Origin of the sequence: Alteromonas sp. KC3, from assembly GCF_016756315.1 — a bacterium.
Classification (GTDB): domain Bacteria; phylum Pseudomonadota; class Gammaproteobacteria; order Enterobacterales; family Alteromonadaceae; genus Alteromonas.
This window is the reverse complement of record NZ_AP024235.1, coordinates 417,622-434,849: the sequence shown is the minus strand read 5'-3', so window position 1 is coordinate 434,849 and position 17,228 is coordinate 417,622. Positions and strand designations below refer to the sequence as shown.

Here is a 17,228-nt window from a genome sequence, read left to right as displayed (position 1 = left end):
CCTTTGTCATCAGTTAGCCAAACTGCCCAGATGCTTTGAGCGTTTGAATATATGTCATTAGCTTTTGCATAGCTGGCATACTAGCCGCCTTTAGACGCCCTAACACCGCTAGCTTCTTAACATCGTCTTTTGCAACACCGTGTACAATTCGGGAGAACCCATCCAATCTACACTGGTGGATCCATGTACGTAGCGCTTCATCTTCTGACCAGATTTTCATATTGCGTAGCATGGCAGCAGTCATCGGCAGCCAGTCAATGTCGCGATTGGGAAGAGGAACGACCTGAGTGAGTAACTGTTTAGTAGCCTCATCGCTATATGCCGCCTCCACATGCGCAATTAGTGCCGCGCTGAACACAGGCTGATATGCACGTACTGTTTGCGGTGTGATGGTGTCTCCACTAAATACAGGTTTAATCTCTAAGTTGGTGATGGCTGATGCCGAGCAGTCTATTACTAGGGCATTCTCAGGCATTGCCCAACTAGCATTCTCAAATTCCAATGCCTCTTTTGAGATATGCTTTACCCTGCCGTGGCGTACAACGGATGTTAGTTTTTGCAGTGCCTCTAGCTCCATTTCACTAACAGTTGCACCATGAAACATACTTGGCCTGACCGACTTATCAAGTCGCAACAGCACGCCGCTCGACTCAAGTCGGTCAAACATATCTTCTATCGACTCAGACTGAGCAATCGCTTCCATTTGATTGGCTTGAGCACCAATAGCGTCAAAGAAAAAGCGCTCTAATGGCTGCGTATTCTTCCTATTTAACAACCATGCATCACGAGATACTACCCAATGGATATTACCTGGCGAGACCTTGTTTTGCAGCAGCCATAAACAGGCATCTATACCCGTTTTCCCACCGCCCACAACAACATAATTTTCATAGCCATTGGCATGCATTGTTACCGTGTTAACGGGCGTAAATACAACATCGTCATCCCGCGTAAAGCTTGGCGTATGGGTTAACGGAATATTAGTATTGAGGTAAGTAGCATCTACAATCTTCTTGTTTACGGTGACTTCGTATTGTGTGCCGTTAACCAATGAAGTGAAGCGCTTTTCGCCGTGGTATTCGCACAGCGGGAAATATTGCACTCTGCCACTTGGCAAAAAGGTTTCATTCATTACGGCATCAAAATAGGCACTGACCTCTTGTCCAGAAGCCAACCCCATTAACCCTTCATTCATGCCGTACTTATCTATAACGCCTCGATTTAACTCTTTTGAACACACACCATAAAATGCAGAAGGTTGATGCAGTGTGACAAAGGGGTAGGCCAAATTCCAATGACCGCCAGGCTTCGCATGTTTGTCGATAATCAATATGTTAGCGTTGGTTTCATGCAACAGTACATCGGCAAACGCCATGCCCACAGCACCCGCACCGACTACTAAATAATCGCAAGTTAATTGCTCAACTTTCATATATGATGTCCTTATATCAACCTGCGGCCAGGCAGGTTATGTTTGAACCAAGAAATATAACAGCGTTATAAATCACTTTACATAACGCTGTTATATTACGCAACATGTAAATGCAGTGTTAATGAAAAAAGAGACAAGACAACGGATCCTCGATGCCGCTTCAGCGCTATTTTTAAAGGGCGGAACCCACGCGCTAAGTGTGCGTGCCATTGCACAGGGGGCGGGTATGTCGACTATTGGCATATACAGCCACTTCAAAGGTAAGCAAGGTATTTTGGACGCGCTCTATATCGAAGGGTTCGAGCTGGTAGAAGCAGAAATGAATGCCGCTGTTGGCAATACACCCGCAGAAAGAGTGATTAACGGCTGCGAAAGAATACTGACATTTTCAGAAACGCACGCGGCTCACTATCGTCTTATTTTTGCGTCTAATGTAAAAGACTACACGCCTTCAGACGACGCAATTGCCGCCGGTCAAAAAGCCTTTATTACGTTGACAAAACTCACCGCGACTCTGGTTAAAAAGGACCTATCTGTAGAAGAAAAACAAGATATCGCCATGCAGGTTTGGGCACTCAATCACGGTTACATTACGCTGAATCAGCATGAGATCAGCAATCGAATAGCATGGAACAATTGGAAGGAGCGAGCGCTTCAGGCCATTAGGCTTCATGTTTATGCGTTAGTTGCAACGCAATAGCACTCACCTTCTATCGAGATTGGTGAGCGCTACGCTCGCGAGCAGATTACCTGTGGCTAGCTGATTGGGAATGGCATCGTCTACCTGTTAGCCAGCGCCTCGTCGATGTCACTGGCACTGTGTCTGTTGGGGAGTTGACCGTCTTCACCCCATGTTTTGTTTACAATGCGACCGCGTTTAACACCCTCACGCTGTTCGATTTTCTGTGCCCAACTTAATAGATGCTTATACTCGTGCACTTGTAAAAATGTTGCTGCATCATAGAGATTACCCAATACAAGGTTGCCATACCACGGCCAAATCGCGATGTCGGCAATTGAAAATTCGTCGCCAGCCATAAACGCATTATTCGCAAGATGTTTATCAAGTACATCAAGTTGGCGTTTTGTTTCCATAGTAAAGCGGTTAATGGGATATTCCATTGGGTACGGGGCATAACTATAGAAGTGCCCGAAGCCACCACCCAAGTACGGTGCAGAGCCCACTTGCCAGAACAGCCAGTTAAAACACGCCGTTCTTTGCTGTGGTTCGGTTGGAATAAACTTACCAAATTTCTCAGCCAAATAGACAAGAATAGAACCCGACTCAAACAACTTAGTTTCTGGTGACGTTGTAGTATCAACCATCGCGGGAATTTTACTATTGGGATTTACATCAACAAAACCTGAAGAAAACTGATCGCCCTCACCGATATTAATTAGCCACGCATCATACTCAGCTTCATTTACGCCAGCGGCTAAGAGTTCTTCAAGCATTATAGTGACTTTCTGACCATTTGGCGTTGCCAACGAATATAGTTGAAGGCCATGCTCGCCGACGTTGCGCGTCTTGTCGTGCGTAGCACCTGAGACTGGACGATTAATACTAGCCCATTTATTGCCGTCATCTTCATCTTGGGTCCAAACTTCAGGTGGCGTGTAACTGTCTGTTGTTGACATATTGGGTCCTCAGTAATTTTTCATAAAGGGAATGACACTCTGGCGCACAACATTTCGCTTCAGAGCTATTAGGTATTACATAACAACAAAGAACTGCTTTTAAACACTTATAGTTCAAGACCGTCGACTAATACACAGCAATTTACGTTAACCGACATATAAAAAAACCGAGCACTCGGCTCGGTTTTGGAATAAAAGGCGAGCAGTCCGTTGCCCGCAAACTGGGACTATTCGATATTTACGGTAGTAACATCACCGGCTGTAACCGACACTACATCAGAAGATTGTATGAAGAACCCATCTTCTTCATCCTCGTCGGTTTCTGGTTCATCGAATAAGGCGGCACACGAAAAGCTCACTGTGTACTCACCCTGCGGTACAAAACCTGCTGTGAAATTGAATGTTTCGTTTTGGTCGTCATAAGTGACAGGAACCACTGTAAATGGCCTTACTTCGGTGTCGTCTACACCCTCGTCAGCATCATCACCTAACGTGTCGATAAGCGTTTGTTCACCTTGGTATACATAAACTGCATTTCCTGCAAACATATCTGTTTTAGTCGCACATTTTTCGTCCATTACAAGTGCGCTGTCTACTGTCCCTTCTAACGTACCAACGTCGTCATTAAGGGCTAAGCGTACACCCCTTGGCTTTAACATAATGACTTGCTGGCCTACCGGGTCGACAAGACTTTTTCTCAAATCAAATTCAACGGTATAGGCCGCGTCGAAATTTGGTTGGGCGGTAAAACCGTCTAACTTTAATTCGCCGCTAGGTACACGGATTGGGAATGTTCCCTCGTCCATTACAATATAAGAATCGTCTGTCACACTTAGGCGTAGTTGGTTGTATTCACCAACGGGGATCGCCGTGTCTTCGACGATGACTTCAAATTGAGCGCCAGGAAGGCTCAATAGATCAATGCTTCTCGGGTCATTATTTTCATCAGTAACCGAAAAACTAATGGGCTCTCCGTTTCCGATAAGTTCTACCTCATCAAAATACACAACAACTTCGCTAGCGTTGTCTACAGGAGCATCAGAGACAGCCAGTGAAAATGTGGTGGTCGTAGGCTGAGTATCTGGAGGTGTTGTGTCGTTGCTATCATCGCCGCCTGACCCACCACACGCTGTTAATGTGGCAAGTGCCGCAATGACTAGGGAAGTAGAGAATGAGCGCCTCATATTTTGACGAATGCGATTTGATTGAAACAGCGCTTTAATACTTTTCTTTTTCATATTTTTCATAACAACACCTTCTCTATCGTCGCTGAAGAAATTCCGTTCTTTATTCAGCTTTACTTGTTTTACTATTGCTTTATAACCACTAACAATACAATGAACATGCCAACAACAATAAAATCAATATATTCAGAATCTTAGGCAACAATATAGGCAAGAGAGATGTAAATTGATTATGAAGATGTTGCCCATATGCAACACTTTTTTACTGATTGCAATGGAACGATTAACTGCGGTTTTTTGATAAACATCAGGCACAAAAAAAGCAGGACTAACCTGCTTTTTCGTAAATACTATTGAGCGATACCATCTATCTAATTGGCGCGAACATGATGTTAAATACTCACACGTTTATACGGTCGGTATTCCGCCTTCCAGAAATTACGCTCAATACTTTCGCGCAATGCTTCGTCAGACATTTCAAGTGCCAACCCTTGCTCCATAGCGACTCTAGCAACTTCAAAGGCAATGTCTCTGCTTAGCTGTGCAATGGCGCCTAATGGCGGTAGTAAAGAACCCTCGCCAGTATTCACCAATGGTGATGCAGCTGCTAGTGCATTGCTTGCCGCCATCAACATTTCGTCGCTTATTAATTTTGCTTTTGCTGCTACAACACCTAAACCAATACCAGGGAAGATATAGGAATTATTGCACTGAGCAATCGGGAATATTTTGCCGTTGTACTCAACTGGCTTAAATGGGCTTCCCGTTGCAATGATGACTTCACCATCGGTCCATTCAATAACTTGTTCAGGGCGTGCCTCAACTTGTCTAGACGGATTACTTAGTGGGAAGATGATGGGTAATTCGCAAGACTGCTTCATTGCGCGGATCACTTGCTCAGTAAACAAACCTGGTTGACCTGAAACACCAATCAGTACATCTGGTTGCGCACAGTGCATGACGTCTAACAGTGAGGCATAGTCGCCACTAAAGGTCCAGTCAGCTAAGTCTTCTGTCTTCTGCTGAAGTTTTTGTTGGAAGTCACGCAACCCTTCCATGCCTTCAGTAACCAGACCAAAACGGTCAATCATAAATACTTGTTTGCGCGCTTGCTCATCACTAATGCCTTCAAACACCATTTGCTGAATAAGCATTTCAGCAATGCCGCAACCAGCCGAGCCCGCACCAACAAATACCACTTTCATTTCACTCAGCTTTTGTTGCTTGGTGCGACATGCCGCTAAAATTGTACCTAGTGTTACTGCTGCCGTACCTTGAATGTCGTCGTTGAAGCAACATACTTCATTGCGGTAACGATTAAGCAGCGGCATGGCATTAGGCTGTGCAAAGTCCTCAAACTGAATCATAACGTCAGGCCAACGACGTTTTACTGCTTTGATAAACATATCGACAAATTCGTCGTATTCTTCTTGTCCAATACGAGGATGTCGCGCGCCCATATACATAGGGTCGTTTAATAGTTTCTCGTTGTTGGTACCCACATCAAGCATCACTGGTAAGGTGTAGGCTGGACTAATTCCTCCGCATGCGGTGTATAGTGACAACTTACCAATGGGGATCCCCATACCGCCAATACCTTGGTCACCCAAACCTAAAATTCGCTCGCCGTCAGTCACAACAATCACTTTCACTTTGCGCTTTGTCGCATTGCGCACGATATCATCTAGCTGATGACGCTCTTCATACGACACGAACAAGCCGCGGGAACTGCGATAGATATCAGAGAACTGCTCACACGCATCACCCACTGTTGGGGTATAGATAATGGGCATCATCTCATCAATATGCTTTTGAATAAGACGATAGAATAAGGTTTCGTTATTATCTTGAATTGCGCGTAAATAAATGTGCTTATTGAGCGCCTCATCAAAGCTGCTGTACTGCATGTAAGCGCGTTCCACCTGCTCTTCGATGGTTTCAAAACGAGGTGGGACAAGGCCTGTAAGGTTAAAAGCAGCGCGCTCTCGTGCGGTAAATGCGCTGCCTTTATTCAGTAGGGGCGTTTCCAGCAACGAAGGGCCGGCATGAGGAATATAAAGATATCGCTGTGAATCTTCTGACATTGGTTTTCCGATTTTATGTTCAGGCAAATACATCGCCACGGCCTGAAGTGGCACGCCTAACGCGTGCCTTACTTATAATTAGAATATCTCTTCTGGCTCTGGCGCAGTAGTCGTATCCTGTGTGGCCGGATCAATCACTTCATCGTCACGAACGTAAGTGGTTGGCTCGGTGCCTTGCAGGAAATATTCAAATAGTGTCGTATGGTCTGTTCTTCTGGTCAACTTTCCACTGGTACGATCAATGCGAACCCGCACAATATTTTCAGGTACGGGCATAGGCGTATGAGGTTTATCTTTCAATGCATATTGCATAAATCTTATCCACGCAGGGCCCGCGGCTTTCGCACCGTCCTCGGTACCAATGAGCGCATTACCAATCCAGTTGAATTTTTCAGGATCTTTATTAATGAGATTCTGATTACGTGTCGCTCTTCCTAACTGACGCCCCATGTTGTCAAACCCAACCCATGCTGTAGCAACGATATCTTTATGAAAGCCACTAAACCACGTATCGCGAGAGTCGTTGGTAGTACCTGTTTTACCTGCAATATCTGTACGCTGTAATATGTTTCGAGAACGCCATCCAGTGCCAAGCCAATAGGTTTTTTTATTCCAGTTTCCGTTGGCTCTTACCGCAGTTCGCATCATCTCACCGACTAAGAAGGCGTTCTGCGCCGTTATGACCTGAGGTGCGATAACTTTTTCCTCGCTCTCATCCACAAGTGCATCGCCTATTAACACATCTTGATTGAGTTCAGCAGCTAGCAGCGCTTCAATATCAGCTTCATCACTTTCCGGTACTATTTCAGGCTCGCTTTCATTTTCGCAACGATTACATGCCCAAACTGGATTCGCTCGCCATAGTTCCTGACCGCTTTCATCAAGTACCTTGCTGATGAAGTGCGGATTAACTAAATAGCCACCGTTTGCGATGACCGCCATCCCTCGCACCACCTCTAGCGGAGTGTGTGATCCCGACCCTAACGAAACCGTTTCATCAAAGGGTATATCTTCGGCATCAAATCCAAAGCGAGTAAGATAATCGGTAGTTTCACGCAGACCAACGCCACGAAGTAATCTTACCGACACCACGTTCTTCGATTTACCTAACGCTTTACGCATCCGAATTGGGCCATCGTATTCTGCTGGAGAATTTTGTGGGCGCCACGCTACGCCAGTTGCCGCATTCCACTGGTTTATTGGTGCATCGTTAATAATTGAGGCCAGAGTATATCCGCTGTTGATCGCCGCCGAATACACAAAAGGCTTTATGTTTGAACCCACTTGACGTTTAGCTTGGGTGGCACGATTGAACTGGCTTTGATAAAAACTGTAGCCACCTACTACAGCTTCAACAGCACCATTTTGCGGATTTAAGGCAACAAATGCCCCACTCACTTCAGGAAGTTGAGAAATACGCCACTGTCCTTCCTGTTCGCGAATATAGATGACCGCCCCTTCTTGGGTAATGTCAGATGCAGTTTTCGGGTCACTCCCTTGACGGAAATCGGTAATGTATTCACGGGCCCAATCTAAACCGTCCCATGTAATCGTACGCGACTCGCCGTCAACAGAAAGTACATCAATTGATTGCTCACCTACCGACATTACCACAGCTGGCATCAACGGCTTAATGTGTGGAATTTCACTGAGTACTTCAAGTAGCGACGTTTCATCCCATTCACTGCGATTTGTTCGACTACTAATATCCATACTCAACGACAGCGCGGGAATAACCTCATCTTGACTTTCAGGGGTGGGTATATTCCAAAGGTAACCAAGAGGACCTTTATAACCATGGCGTTCATCGTAGTCATGAAGGTTACGTACCACGGCATTCTGGGCAGCAATTTGAATATCTGAATTAGCGGTTGCATACACTTGATAGCCACCGGTTTCTGCTTCTTCTTTGCCGTAAATTTCCACCATTTCATTGTAAATCGTATCCGCCAAGTAAGGCGCGTCAACTTCAATTTCAGCGCCGTGTTTACGCGCAGTAACAGGTGCACTAGCAGCTTCATCAAACTGTGCTTTGGTGATGTACTGCTCATCGAGCATTCTAAGCAGCACGACCTTACGCCGCTCTACAGAGCGTTCTGGCCCACTAATGGGATTCAGCACAGAGGGCGCTTTGGGCAGTCCGGCTATAGTCGCCATTTGCGCTAAGTTAAGCTCGTTAAGAGGTTTTCCGTAGTACACCTGCGAGGCAGCACCAAAGCCAAACGCGCGATGCCCCAGCTCGATTTTATTGAGGTAAAGTTCAAGGATCTCTTCTTTTGACAGCTCTTGCTCCATATGCAAAGCGATAAAGATTTCTTTTACTTTTCGAATGTAGGTTTTCTCACGCGTAAGGAAGAAACCACGTGCAAGCTGCATGGTAAGTGTACTTGCGCCCTGACGCTTTTCCCCAGTTAGTACTAAACTTACTGCTGCACGCACAATACCTATGGGGTCAATTCCGTGATGTTCGTAAAAACGACTGTCTTCGGTGGCGAGTATCGCGTTGATCAATTCTTGAGGTACTTCCTCAAGTTTTACGGGGATCCGCCGTTTAACTCCATATTGCGAAATAAGTTTTCCGTCTTTGGTGTATATCTGCATGGGCGTTTGCAGGCGTACATCCTTAAGTACAGTGACGCTAGGCAGGTCTGGTTTGATATAAAAGTAAATACCTACCAGTGCCGCACAACCTAAAAGGCCTGATAGAAAAACGAATAAAATAAGCGGTTTGATGTACTTCACTGTAACGGATACCAACACATTTTGTTGAAATGACGTATATTTTATACGTATGTGTCATCTATAGAACCATACGCATAAGACTAATAGAGTAATATTGTACTGTAGAGCAATAACCTTTGAAACTGGACACTTGCAAATGAAATCGCTGTTTAACAAAAAGCTGCCGCCCATTGTGGGCTTAGATATAGGCACGCGTCAAATAAAAGCGGTGTGGCTTGAACAATCTAAAGATGGGTATGTACTGCAAGGCTATGCATGTGAACCTATCACTAAAGTTGCTTTTTCTGAACGCGACATCAAAGACTACGAGTCTATCAGTATTGCACTTAAGAAAGTAAGAAAAGCACTTAAGACAAAGCTGAAGCTTGCGAACGTAGCTGTGGCAGGCACGTCTGTGATCAGCAAGATTGTGTATATGGATCCAGACCAAAGTGATTATGAGCTCGAAAACCAAATTGAAATTGAAGCTGACAGTCTTATTCCTTACCCGCTAGAAGAAGTTTATCTAGATTTTGAAGAAATTGGTCCAAGCGCAACCCATTCAGGCAAAGTAAACGTGTTGCTCACCGCAGCGCACAAAGACTTAGTGGATAGTCGATTACTGCTTGCGCGAGAAGCGAATTTTGAACCTAAGATCGTCGATATGGAAAACTACGCCATTGGCAACGCATTAGAATACTTTCACCAAGTCGACGCGCCAGAACAACCGCTTTGTTGTGTAAATGTTGGCGCATCACTGCTACAGATTTGCGTGATAAAAGATGGCAATGTGGTTTACACCAAAGAGCATGCTTTCGGTCTTAACCATTTAATTAATGACATCAGTGCTATCCATATGATGGAGCGCGAAGAAGCTGAGCGCCAACTATTAGATGGCACTTTGGCAGGTAACTGGATTGAAGATACGCTGCCGATTTTTGCAGCCAATCTGCAACAAAATATCAACCGAGCGCTGCAAATGTACATGAGCACGCTACACGCAGAGCGCCCAACAAGCATACTGCTAAGCGGCGGAGCGGCCACTATCGAGCCGTTAGTTGATATTCTAAATCAAGATCTTGGTTTAGAAGTGAATTGCTTTAATCCATTTAGTGGTATGACAATAAACCCTAAATTAGACACAGAGCGCTTACATAAGATTGCGCCGCAATTAGCGATTGCCGCGGGGCTTGCAAGCAGGAGTTTTACACAATGGCACATGTAAACCTTCTACCTTGGCGCGAAAAGCAGCGTCAGCATCAAAAACAACAATACCTAGGCGCTTTATTTGCTGTTGCCGCTATCGTTGGACTTATATTCTGGTTTATCGGTCAAGCTATCGATCAACAGATTAGCAATCAAAATTCACGCAACAATTATTTAGAACAAGAAATTGCCATACTCGACGAGCAAATTGCACAAATTAAAAAGGTCAAAGACAGTAAGAATGCCATAGAGCAACGCATGGCACTTATTGAGCAACTTCAGGCTAGCCGTAATGTTGCACCTATTGTATTTGATGAACTCGTTAAACTTGTGCCATCTGGTGTTGCGTTTGAGTCAATGACTCGAACGGGTAACAGGATAGAGATTGAAGGCACAAGTGATTCAAATAACCGCCTTTCAGATTTTATGCGCGGCTTAGATAATTCGAAAATTTTCGTTGCCGCAGAGCTTTCTACAATCAAATCAGACAGTAGTGCTGCACGCGCTATGAGTAGTTTTACGCTAACATTTCTGATTAACCCCAATATTGCTCCTCTTGAAAGCAGTCAAAATGGAGCGCAGTAAATTATGAAATTTGACGTAGAAAAACTTAAAGAACTCAACGAACTCGATTTCGAGCAAATTGCTATATGGCCGCAAGAAATTCGTATTGTTGTAGGCGCGTTCGTGGCTATTATCGTAGGCGCATTAAGCTATTACATGCTGATTAGCCCTAAGCTTCCCACGCTGGACGCTGCTGAATTAAAAGAGCAAGAACTTAAACTGCAGTTTGAAGCTAAGTATCGTATTGCGGCTAACTTAGAAGCCTATCAAGAACAGCTTGCTCAAATTAAGAAAGACTTTTCATCTATGCTGAAAAGCCTCCCCACCAGCAATGAAACCCCGGGCTTACTCGACGATATTACCTATGTGGGTACGTCATCGGGACTAACATTTGAGCTATTGAACTGGCAACAGGAAGTACCGAAAGAGTTTTACACTGAACTACCCATAGAGATGGAAGTGAGTGGCGGTTATCACAACTTTGGTGAGTTTGTGTCCAAAGTGGCTGACTTACCTCGTATTGTGACTCTGCACGATTTTGATATTACGCGCGGCACTGACGGGCTTTCATTGAAACTTCAGGCAAAAACTTATCGTTCTGAAAACTCGTCAGAAATTGAGGGAGAGGTAAAATAATGCGTTATCTTACAGCTCTCTTAGCCTTATTTTTGGCAACAGGATGTTCACCAAAGCTTGACGATCTGCAAGCATATACACAAAGTGTAAAAGATAGGACAACACCACAAATTGAACCCTATCCTGAGTTCGAAACGCATCCGCCATTCACTTATAGTGCAGGCGCGCTTCGTAGCCCCTTTGAACAACCTCGTCGAAATACCGCCCCGGTAAGCAAGCCTCGTGTAGAAAATTGCTACCAACCTGACTTTCAACGAGCAAAAGAAGCACTTGAAGCATATGGCGTAGATGCACTTTCACTTTCAGGAAATTTTGAGGTTAAAGGCGTGCAATGGGCCTTGATTAGAAGTAACGATGGCGTGTTGCATAAAGCCAAAGTAGGAAGCCGTATCGGCTTGTTTTATGGAAAAATTACGCAAATTGGCAGTGATTCAATTACTATTGAACAGTCATTACCAGATGGTGCCGGCTGCTGGCAAAGGAAAACAACAACAATGACTACAGCATCAAAGGCGGGAGAGTAAACATGGCCGAGCGATACATATTCAACAAATCTCTGAATCGTAGAGTACCTCGTTGGTACTGGCTTGCCGCGGCGATCGCTACCTTGCTATCTCTCACACTTGTTATGGCACCGGTTAAGGCACAAGAGCCGCTGTTGGTAGACCCACAAGTGCAAGCGCGTCAGGCGCAAGTCACGACTACAGTCACCAATATCGACTTTACGCAAGGTGCAGACCGCGCGGCAATTACACTGGTTTCATTTACAGGCGATACGCCCAAACTACAGTTAGTTGAGTCACAAGGGAAAGTGTCGGTAACATTGGCCAATACCAAGCTTGATGAGGACCAACTTGTCGAGTTAAATGTGGCTGATTTTGGAACCTTGGTTTCAACTATTGAAACCTTCGAAGATGACAACGACGCACGTATTGAAGTGAATTATGCGGGCACGGTAGTTGTTCAAAATACCATTAACGATGGCGTCCTTAGAATCGAAGTAAAAGCCATGGACGCTGAGCAACAAGAAGCACTTGAGAGCGAAACAAAGTACACGGGCGACCCAATTTCTCTTGATTTTCAAGACGTGCCTGTAAGACAAGTATTGCAGATTATTGCCCAAGTTAATGGTTTTAACCTTGTTACTACCGATACTGTCACAGGCAATGTCACAATATCTTTATCTGGCGTTCCTTGGGATCAAGCACTTGATATGATCCTTCGCGTTAAAGGTCTTGATAAGCGTTTAGAAGGTAACATTCTCCTTATCGCACCTGCAGAAGAATTGTCAGCGCGTGAAACTCAAGCGCTTCAGTCAAAGAAACAAGTGTCTGATTTAGCACCGCTACAAACAGTCAATATCCCCGTAAATTATGCCAAAGCAGCCGCCTTAGCGACTATTTTAAAATCTACTGAAGGCGGTATTTTGTCTGACCGTGGTGGTGTCACCGTAGACGAACGTACCAACACGATCCTTATTCGCGATACCTTGGCTTCAATTGATGAAGCCAGAAAAATGATTGATGCCCTGGACGTCCCTGTAAAACAGGTACTCATAGAAAGCCGTATGGTTACCGTGCTGGACAATGTTGATGAACAACTAGGTGTGCGTTGGGGATTTAGTGATCGTCAAGATGACAATGGCGTATCGGGTTCAATTGAAGGCGCTGAAACTATAGCCGGTGGCGTTATTCCCACAATTGGCGATCGCCTGAACGTTAATCTACCCGTTGCAAGTACGTCAGCAGCAAGCATCGGGTTTCAGGTAGCCAGCTTGGTTGATGGCACTATTTTGGATTTAGAGTTATCTGCACTTGAGTCTGAAAACAAAGGTGAAATTATTGCCAGCCCGCGTATCACTGTAGCCAATCAGCACGAAGCTTACATAGAACAAGGTACTGAGATACCCTATGTTCAGGCAACATCATCAGGCGCAACATCAGTCGAATTCAAAAAAGCGGTACTATCGCTCAAAGTGACACCGCATATTACCCCTGACAACCGTATTATTCTTGATTTGGTTGTGACACAAGATACGCGAGGCGAAACCGTTTCTACATCAACGGGTGATGCCGTTGCCATTGATACTCAAGAAATAAAAACGCAGGTATTGGTGGAAAATGGCGAGACCATTGTACTAGGTGGCATATTCCAGCAGACCAGCTCTGACGGTGTGACAAAAGTACCCCTATTTGGCGATTTGCCAGTCGTGGGCGCGCTATTTAGAAATACCTCTCAGTTACAGCAAAAACGTGAGCTACTTATTTTCGTAACGCCTAAAATTGTAACTGAACGTCCTTAACGCCAGAATACGAGCCTAAAAGCGCGCTTTTTACAGCGCGTTTTTTTGTTTTTGACACTTTTTTGTAAGTAAATTTACAGGTATACGCTAATTGTTAGTAACAAAACTTGCAACGCCTTGCAGGAAACTGAGATAATCGCGCTCTCGAAATTTTAGCGAGGTTTAAGGAGTGGTGCTTATTGGACACTAAATAGGCACGAGTCAATGGGTAGGCTGGTAAGGCAACAGTGCACTGCCCCTAACATGATTAAGTTGTGATATAAGCAAATATGGCTGAAAAACGTAATATCTTTTTAGTTGGCCCAATGGGTGCTGGCAAAAGTACCATCGGTAGACATCTGGCAGACGAACTTCACCTAGATTTTTTTGATTCGGATCAGGAAATTGAGCGCCGTACTGGTGCTGATATCGCTTGGATCTTTGATTTGGAAGGTGAAGACGGTTTCCGCAAACGCGAAGAGAACGTCATTAACGACCTGACAGATAAGCAAGGTATCGTACTTGCCACAGGCGGCGGCTCTATAGTAACTAAAGCGGTACGCAATCGTTTATCTGCCCGCGGTATTGTTGTTTACTTGCAAACCACTATCGATAAGCAAGTTGCCCGTACACAACGCGACAAGCGTCGTCCTTTGCTACAAAATGAAGACCCTGAGAAGGTACTTCGCGATCTTGCAGAAATGCGTAACCCACTATATGAAGAAGTGGCCGATTACGTGGTAGATACAGACGACCAATCTGCACGCGCAGTAGCAAACCAAATTATTAGCAAAATTGGTCTATAAATAAAAACACTATAAATTAGGAGGTGCTACGCCCATGTCAACCTTAACTGTGGAACTTGGAGACCGTAGCTATCCTATACAAATAGAGGCTGGGCTGCTTACGCAACCTGGCCTTTTTCGTTCTTATATAAAAGGCCCTCTAGCGGTTATCGTTACCAACGAGGCGATAGCGCCACTGTACCTCGACACTGTCATTAAAGCTTGTGGCGATGTCCACGTTGAAACCATTGTGTTACCCGATGGCGAACAGCATAAGAACTTAACCCAGTTTGAAGTTGTAATGACGCGGTTGCTAGAACTCAACGCAGCCCGTGACACCACATTAATTGCATTAGGTGGCGGTGTAATTGGTGACTTAACAGGCTTTGTTGCTGCAACCTATCAGCGTGGTGTGCCTTTTATTCAAGTACCCACTACCCTATTGTCACAAGTCGACTCTTCGGTAGGCGGTAAAACTGCTGTAAATCATCCACTTGGTAAAAACATGATTGGTGCGTTTTACCAACCGCAGTTTGTCGCCATTGATACTGACACGCTTACCACCTTACCTGCTCGAGAGTTTGCAGCAGGTATGGCTGAAGTTATCAAATACGGAATTATCTACGACGCGAGCTTTTTTAATTGGTTAGAGCAAAACGTCACGCCCCTTACTGCGCTAGACAAAAATACATTGAGTCAGGCTATCTTTCGCTGCTGTGAAATTAAAGCTGATGTGGTAGCAAAAGATGAGCGAGAAGGCGGATTACGCGCCATACTTAACCTCGGTCACACGTTTGGCCACGCAATCGAAGCTGAGCAAGGTTATGGCAACTGGCTTCATGGTGAAGCCGTAGCCGCTGGTACTATACTTGCTTGTAAAGCAGCAGAAGCGCTGTCATGGTTTACACCGTCAGAAACACGTCGTGTTAGTGCGTTATTTGAAACGTTCAAGCTTCCCGTAGCAGGGCCTAGCGACATGAATAAAGACGACTATGTTAAGCACATGAAGCGCGATAAAAAGGTTGAGGCAGGTAATATTCGCTTTGTACTTCCACAGGGTATCGGTAAAGCGGTTGTGACAAAAGACGTAACCGACGCGATATTGTCTGAATTACTATCTTAACCTTCATCGACACGCTTTGGCTAAAACGTACAGTACAATAAATATGTTTAAGCCACTTGGCTAATTTCGTATATCGAAGGGGCGAACTTCCGTGCAAAGTGAACTGCATGAACGTTTGGAGTACTTGGTAAATTATTCATCACAACTGATTTTTGTCAGTGGTGAGTCTATTGCTGAGCAACAAAAAACGTTAGAGGCGTTTGTCTTTCAGCAACATGATGACACCGAAATTGCCTACCTGACCGCGCAAGAGAATATGGACACGTCTGACTATCGTCGTCAGCTCTGCCGTCAACTACTCGGGCAAGTGGTTGGAAGTTTCGTAAGACCTCTAAATGAACTTCTTGTAGATTTAAACGGCCATGAAGGGCCTATTCTCATAGCAATCACACAAGCGCACCACCTTCCTGACAAATTGCTACAGGAATTATGGGATTTAGTGCTACAAAGCCGGTTTGCGGGTAACAAACAACACATGAACGTTTTGCTTTTTGCCAACAGCCAATGGGCAGAAAATGCGAAACAGTGGCTGCCTGCCAAAAATACTGAAACGCCACTCATTATAAGTAGCCAGTCGGTTATGAGTGAGCAGCCCACGTTTGAGTCGGACCTCGACAAAATGATTGCGTCTCGACGTGAAGCATTTCAAGCGCACCTAGAAAACCGACAGAGAGAAAATACACTCACGTTTAGCAACCCCTTAAAATCCAAGTGGCTATATGGTGCTATAGCAGCCATTTTTCTTGTTACGTTTGCTGGCTTGGTCTACTGGCAATATGGCAGCAATCTATCAGGTCTGTTTGCGCCTATCGAAAGCGGCAATACCAATACTACAGCTCCTCAAGCAGTACCAGGCTCAGCCTACGACTCGTTGCTTGAAGAAAATACTGATAACCAAGACACTACCCGTAATGACACAAAGATTACTGGCGATAGCACCTCTCCTAATGATATTGCTACTATCGACGTTGTTACAGTGAGTGAGAGTGAACAGGAAGCACCGTTGTTAAATGACGATGCGAACTTGGTCACTGACTGGAACACGGCTGTTTCATCTTTAGGGCCAAGCAACAAAACACAAAGTGCCATTACTGATGATTCCCAGCGCCCAAACCAAGATAGCGACGTCATTGAGCCAACCACCCTTGTTGATGAAAAGCCAATCGCTGTTGCGAGTGCTAATAACGAGAACGAGAAAGAGAACGAGGCTAACACTGAAAACGTATGGATAGGTCCATCTCAGTATGCCATTCAGATGCTAGCGATGAAAGATGAGCGAGTACTTGAGCAATTTTTGTTGGAGTACGGACTTTACGATAAAACCCGCGTTTACAAGACCCAACGCTACGGTGGTGATTGGTTCGTTGTAGTTGATAAGACGCTTTATCCCAATTTTAATGACGCGCAGCAAGCACGCAGCACTTTGCCCGATTTTCCAGGCAAACAGAACGCTTTTGTTAAGAATGGCGAGCAAGTGCTCAAAGAGTTAGCTCTGACTAACAATCCGTAAATCACCTATTGCCTAATAGTGCGCTAAAATCGCGCGCTTATCTCACTTGCTGGTTGTTCACATT

At 44.9% G+C, this 17,228-nt stretch carries 14 protein-coding genes; 9 read left to right on the top strand and 5 right to left on the bottom strand.

Features of this window, described 5'->3' with window-relative positions; all coding sequences use genetic code 11:
- Positions 1 to 13: 13 nt before the first annotated feature.
- Positions 14 to 1,432 carry an NAD(P)-binding protein gene (locus JN178_RS01875; RefSeq protein ID WP_202263321.1) on the bottom strand — a complete coding sequence of 473 codons (1,419 nt, stop codon included), beginning with the start codon at positions 1,430 to 1,432 and terminating at the stop codon, positions 14 to 16.
- Positions 1,433 to 1,553: 121 nt separating this feature from the next.
- On the opposite strand from JN178_RS01875, the gene JN178_RS01870 reads away from it, so the two are divergent.
- Entirely contained in the window at positions 1,554 to 2,132 is a 579-nt protein-coding gene (locus tag JN178_RS01870) for a TetR/AcrR family transcriptional regulator (RefSeq protein WP_202263320.1), read from the top strand.
- An 80-nt stretch (positions 2,133 to 2,212) separates the two neighbouring features.
- On the opposite strand, the gene yghU is transcribed toward JN178_RS01870, so the two are convergent.
- The 4 genes from yghU to JN178_RS01850 all read right to left on the bottom strand — a co-directional run bounded on the left by yghU (position 2,213) and on the right by JN178_RS01850 (position 9,080).
- Positions 2,213 to 3,070: a glutathione-dependent disulfide-bond oxidoreductase gene (yghU, locus tag JN178_RS01865; RefSeq protein ID WP_202263319.1), complete on the bottom strand. Its 858-nt coding sequence runs from the start codon at positions 3,068 to 3,070 to the stop codon at positions 2,213 to 2,215.
- 227 nt (positions 3,071 to 3,297) lie between these two features.
- Complete coding sequence (locus JN178_RS01860; protein ID WP_202263318.1) at positions 3,298 to 4,317, bottom strand: DUF4382 domain-containing protein; 1,020 nt, start codon at positions 4,315 to 4,317, stop codon at positions 3,298 to 3,300.
- Positions 4,318 to 4,646: 329 nt separating this feature from the next.
- Positions 4,647 to 6,338, bottom strand: coding sequence for an NAD-dependent malic enzyme (locus JN178_RS01855; RefSeq protein WP_202263317.1), 1,692 nt, complete (start codon positions 6,336 to 6,338; stop codon positions 4,647 to 4,649).
- 78 nt (positions 6,339 to 6,416) lie between these two features.
- The gene (locus JN178_RS01850; RefSeq protein WP_202263316.1) at positions 6,417 to 9,080 is read right to left on the bottom strand and encodes a penicillin-binding protein 1A; all 2,664 of its coding nucleotides are present in this window, start codon (positions 9,078 to 9,080) and stop codon (positions 6,417 to 6,419) included.
- A gap of 136 nt (positions 9,081 to 9,216) precedes the next feature.
- Here JN178_RS01850 and pilM point away from each other — a divergent pair, with 136 nt between their 5' ends.
- From pilM to JN178_RS01810, 8 genes are all read left to right on the top strand, one after another.
- Positions 9,217 to 10,284 carry a type IV pilus assembly protein PilM gene (gene pilM, locus JN178_RS01845; RefSeq protein ID WP_202263315.1) on the top strand — a complete coding sequence of 356 codons (1,068 nt, stop codon included), beginning with the start codon at positions 9,217 to 9,219 and terminating at the stop codon, positions 10,282 to 10,284.
- On the top strand, positions 10,272 to 10,850 hold the full coding sequence (locus JN178_RS01840) for a PilN domain-containing protein (RefSeq protein WP_159627338.1): 579 nt from the start codon (positions 10,272 to 10,274) through the stop codon (positions 10,848 to 10,850). The genes pilM and JN178_RS01840 overlap by 13 nt, the downstream gene beginning before the upstream one ends.
- Before the next feature lie 3 nt (positions 10,851 to 10,853).
- A complete protein-coding gene (locus tag JN178_RS01835; RefSeq protein WP_159627339.1) occupies positions 10,854 to 11,465 on the top strand; it encodes a type 4a pilus biogenesis protein PilO in 612 nt (203 codons plus the stop codon).
- Complete coding sequence (locus JN178_RS01830; protein WP_442859679.1) at positions 11,465 to 11,989, top strand: pilus assembly protein PilP; 525 nt, start codon at positions 11,465 to 11,467, stop codon at positions 11,987 to 11,989. The genes JN178_RS01835 and JN178_RS01830 overlap by 1 nt, the downstream gene beginning before the upstream one ends.
- A 2-nt stretch (positions 11,990 to 11,991) precedes the next feature.
- Positions 11,992 to 13,767 (top strand): type IV pilus secretin PilQ, encoded by a 1,776-nt coding sequence (locus tag JN178_RS01825; protein WP_202263314.1) that lies wholly within the window; start codon positions 11,992 to 11,994, stop codon positions 13,765 to 13,767.
- A 269-nt stretch (positions 13,768 to 14,036) separates the two neighbouring features.
- A complete protein-coding gene (aroK, locus tag JN178_RS01820; RefSeq protein ID WP_159627341.1) occupies positions 14,037 to 14,552 on the top strand; it encodes a shikimate kinase AroK in 516 nt (171 codons plus the stop codon).
- 34 nt (positions 14,553 to 14,586) lie between these two features.
- Positions 14,587 to 15,654 (top strand): 3-dehydroquinate synthase, encoded by a 1,068-nt coding sequence (gene aroB / locus JN178_RS01815; protein WP_202263313.1) that lies wholly within the window; start codon positions 14,587 to 14,589, stop codon positions 15,652 to 15,654.
- A gap of 91 nt (positions 15,655 to 15,745) precedes the next feature.
- Positions 15,746 to 17,164, top strand: coding sequence for an SPOR domain-containing protein (locus tag JN178_RS01810; RefSeq protein ID WP_202263312.1), 1,419 nt, complete (start codon positions 15,746 to 15,748; stop codon positions 17,162 to 17,164).
- Positions 17,165 to 17,228 lie beyond the last annotated feature (64 nt).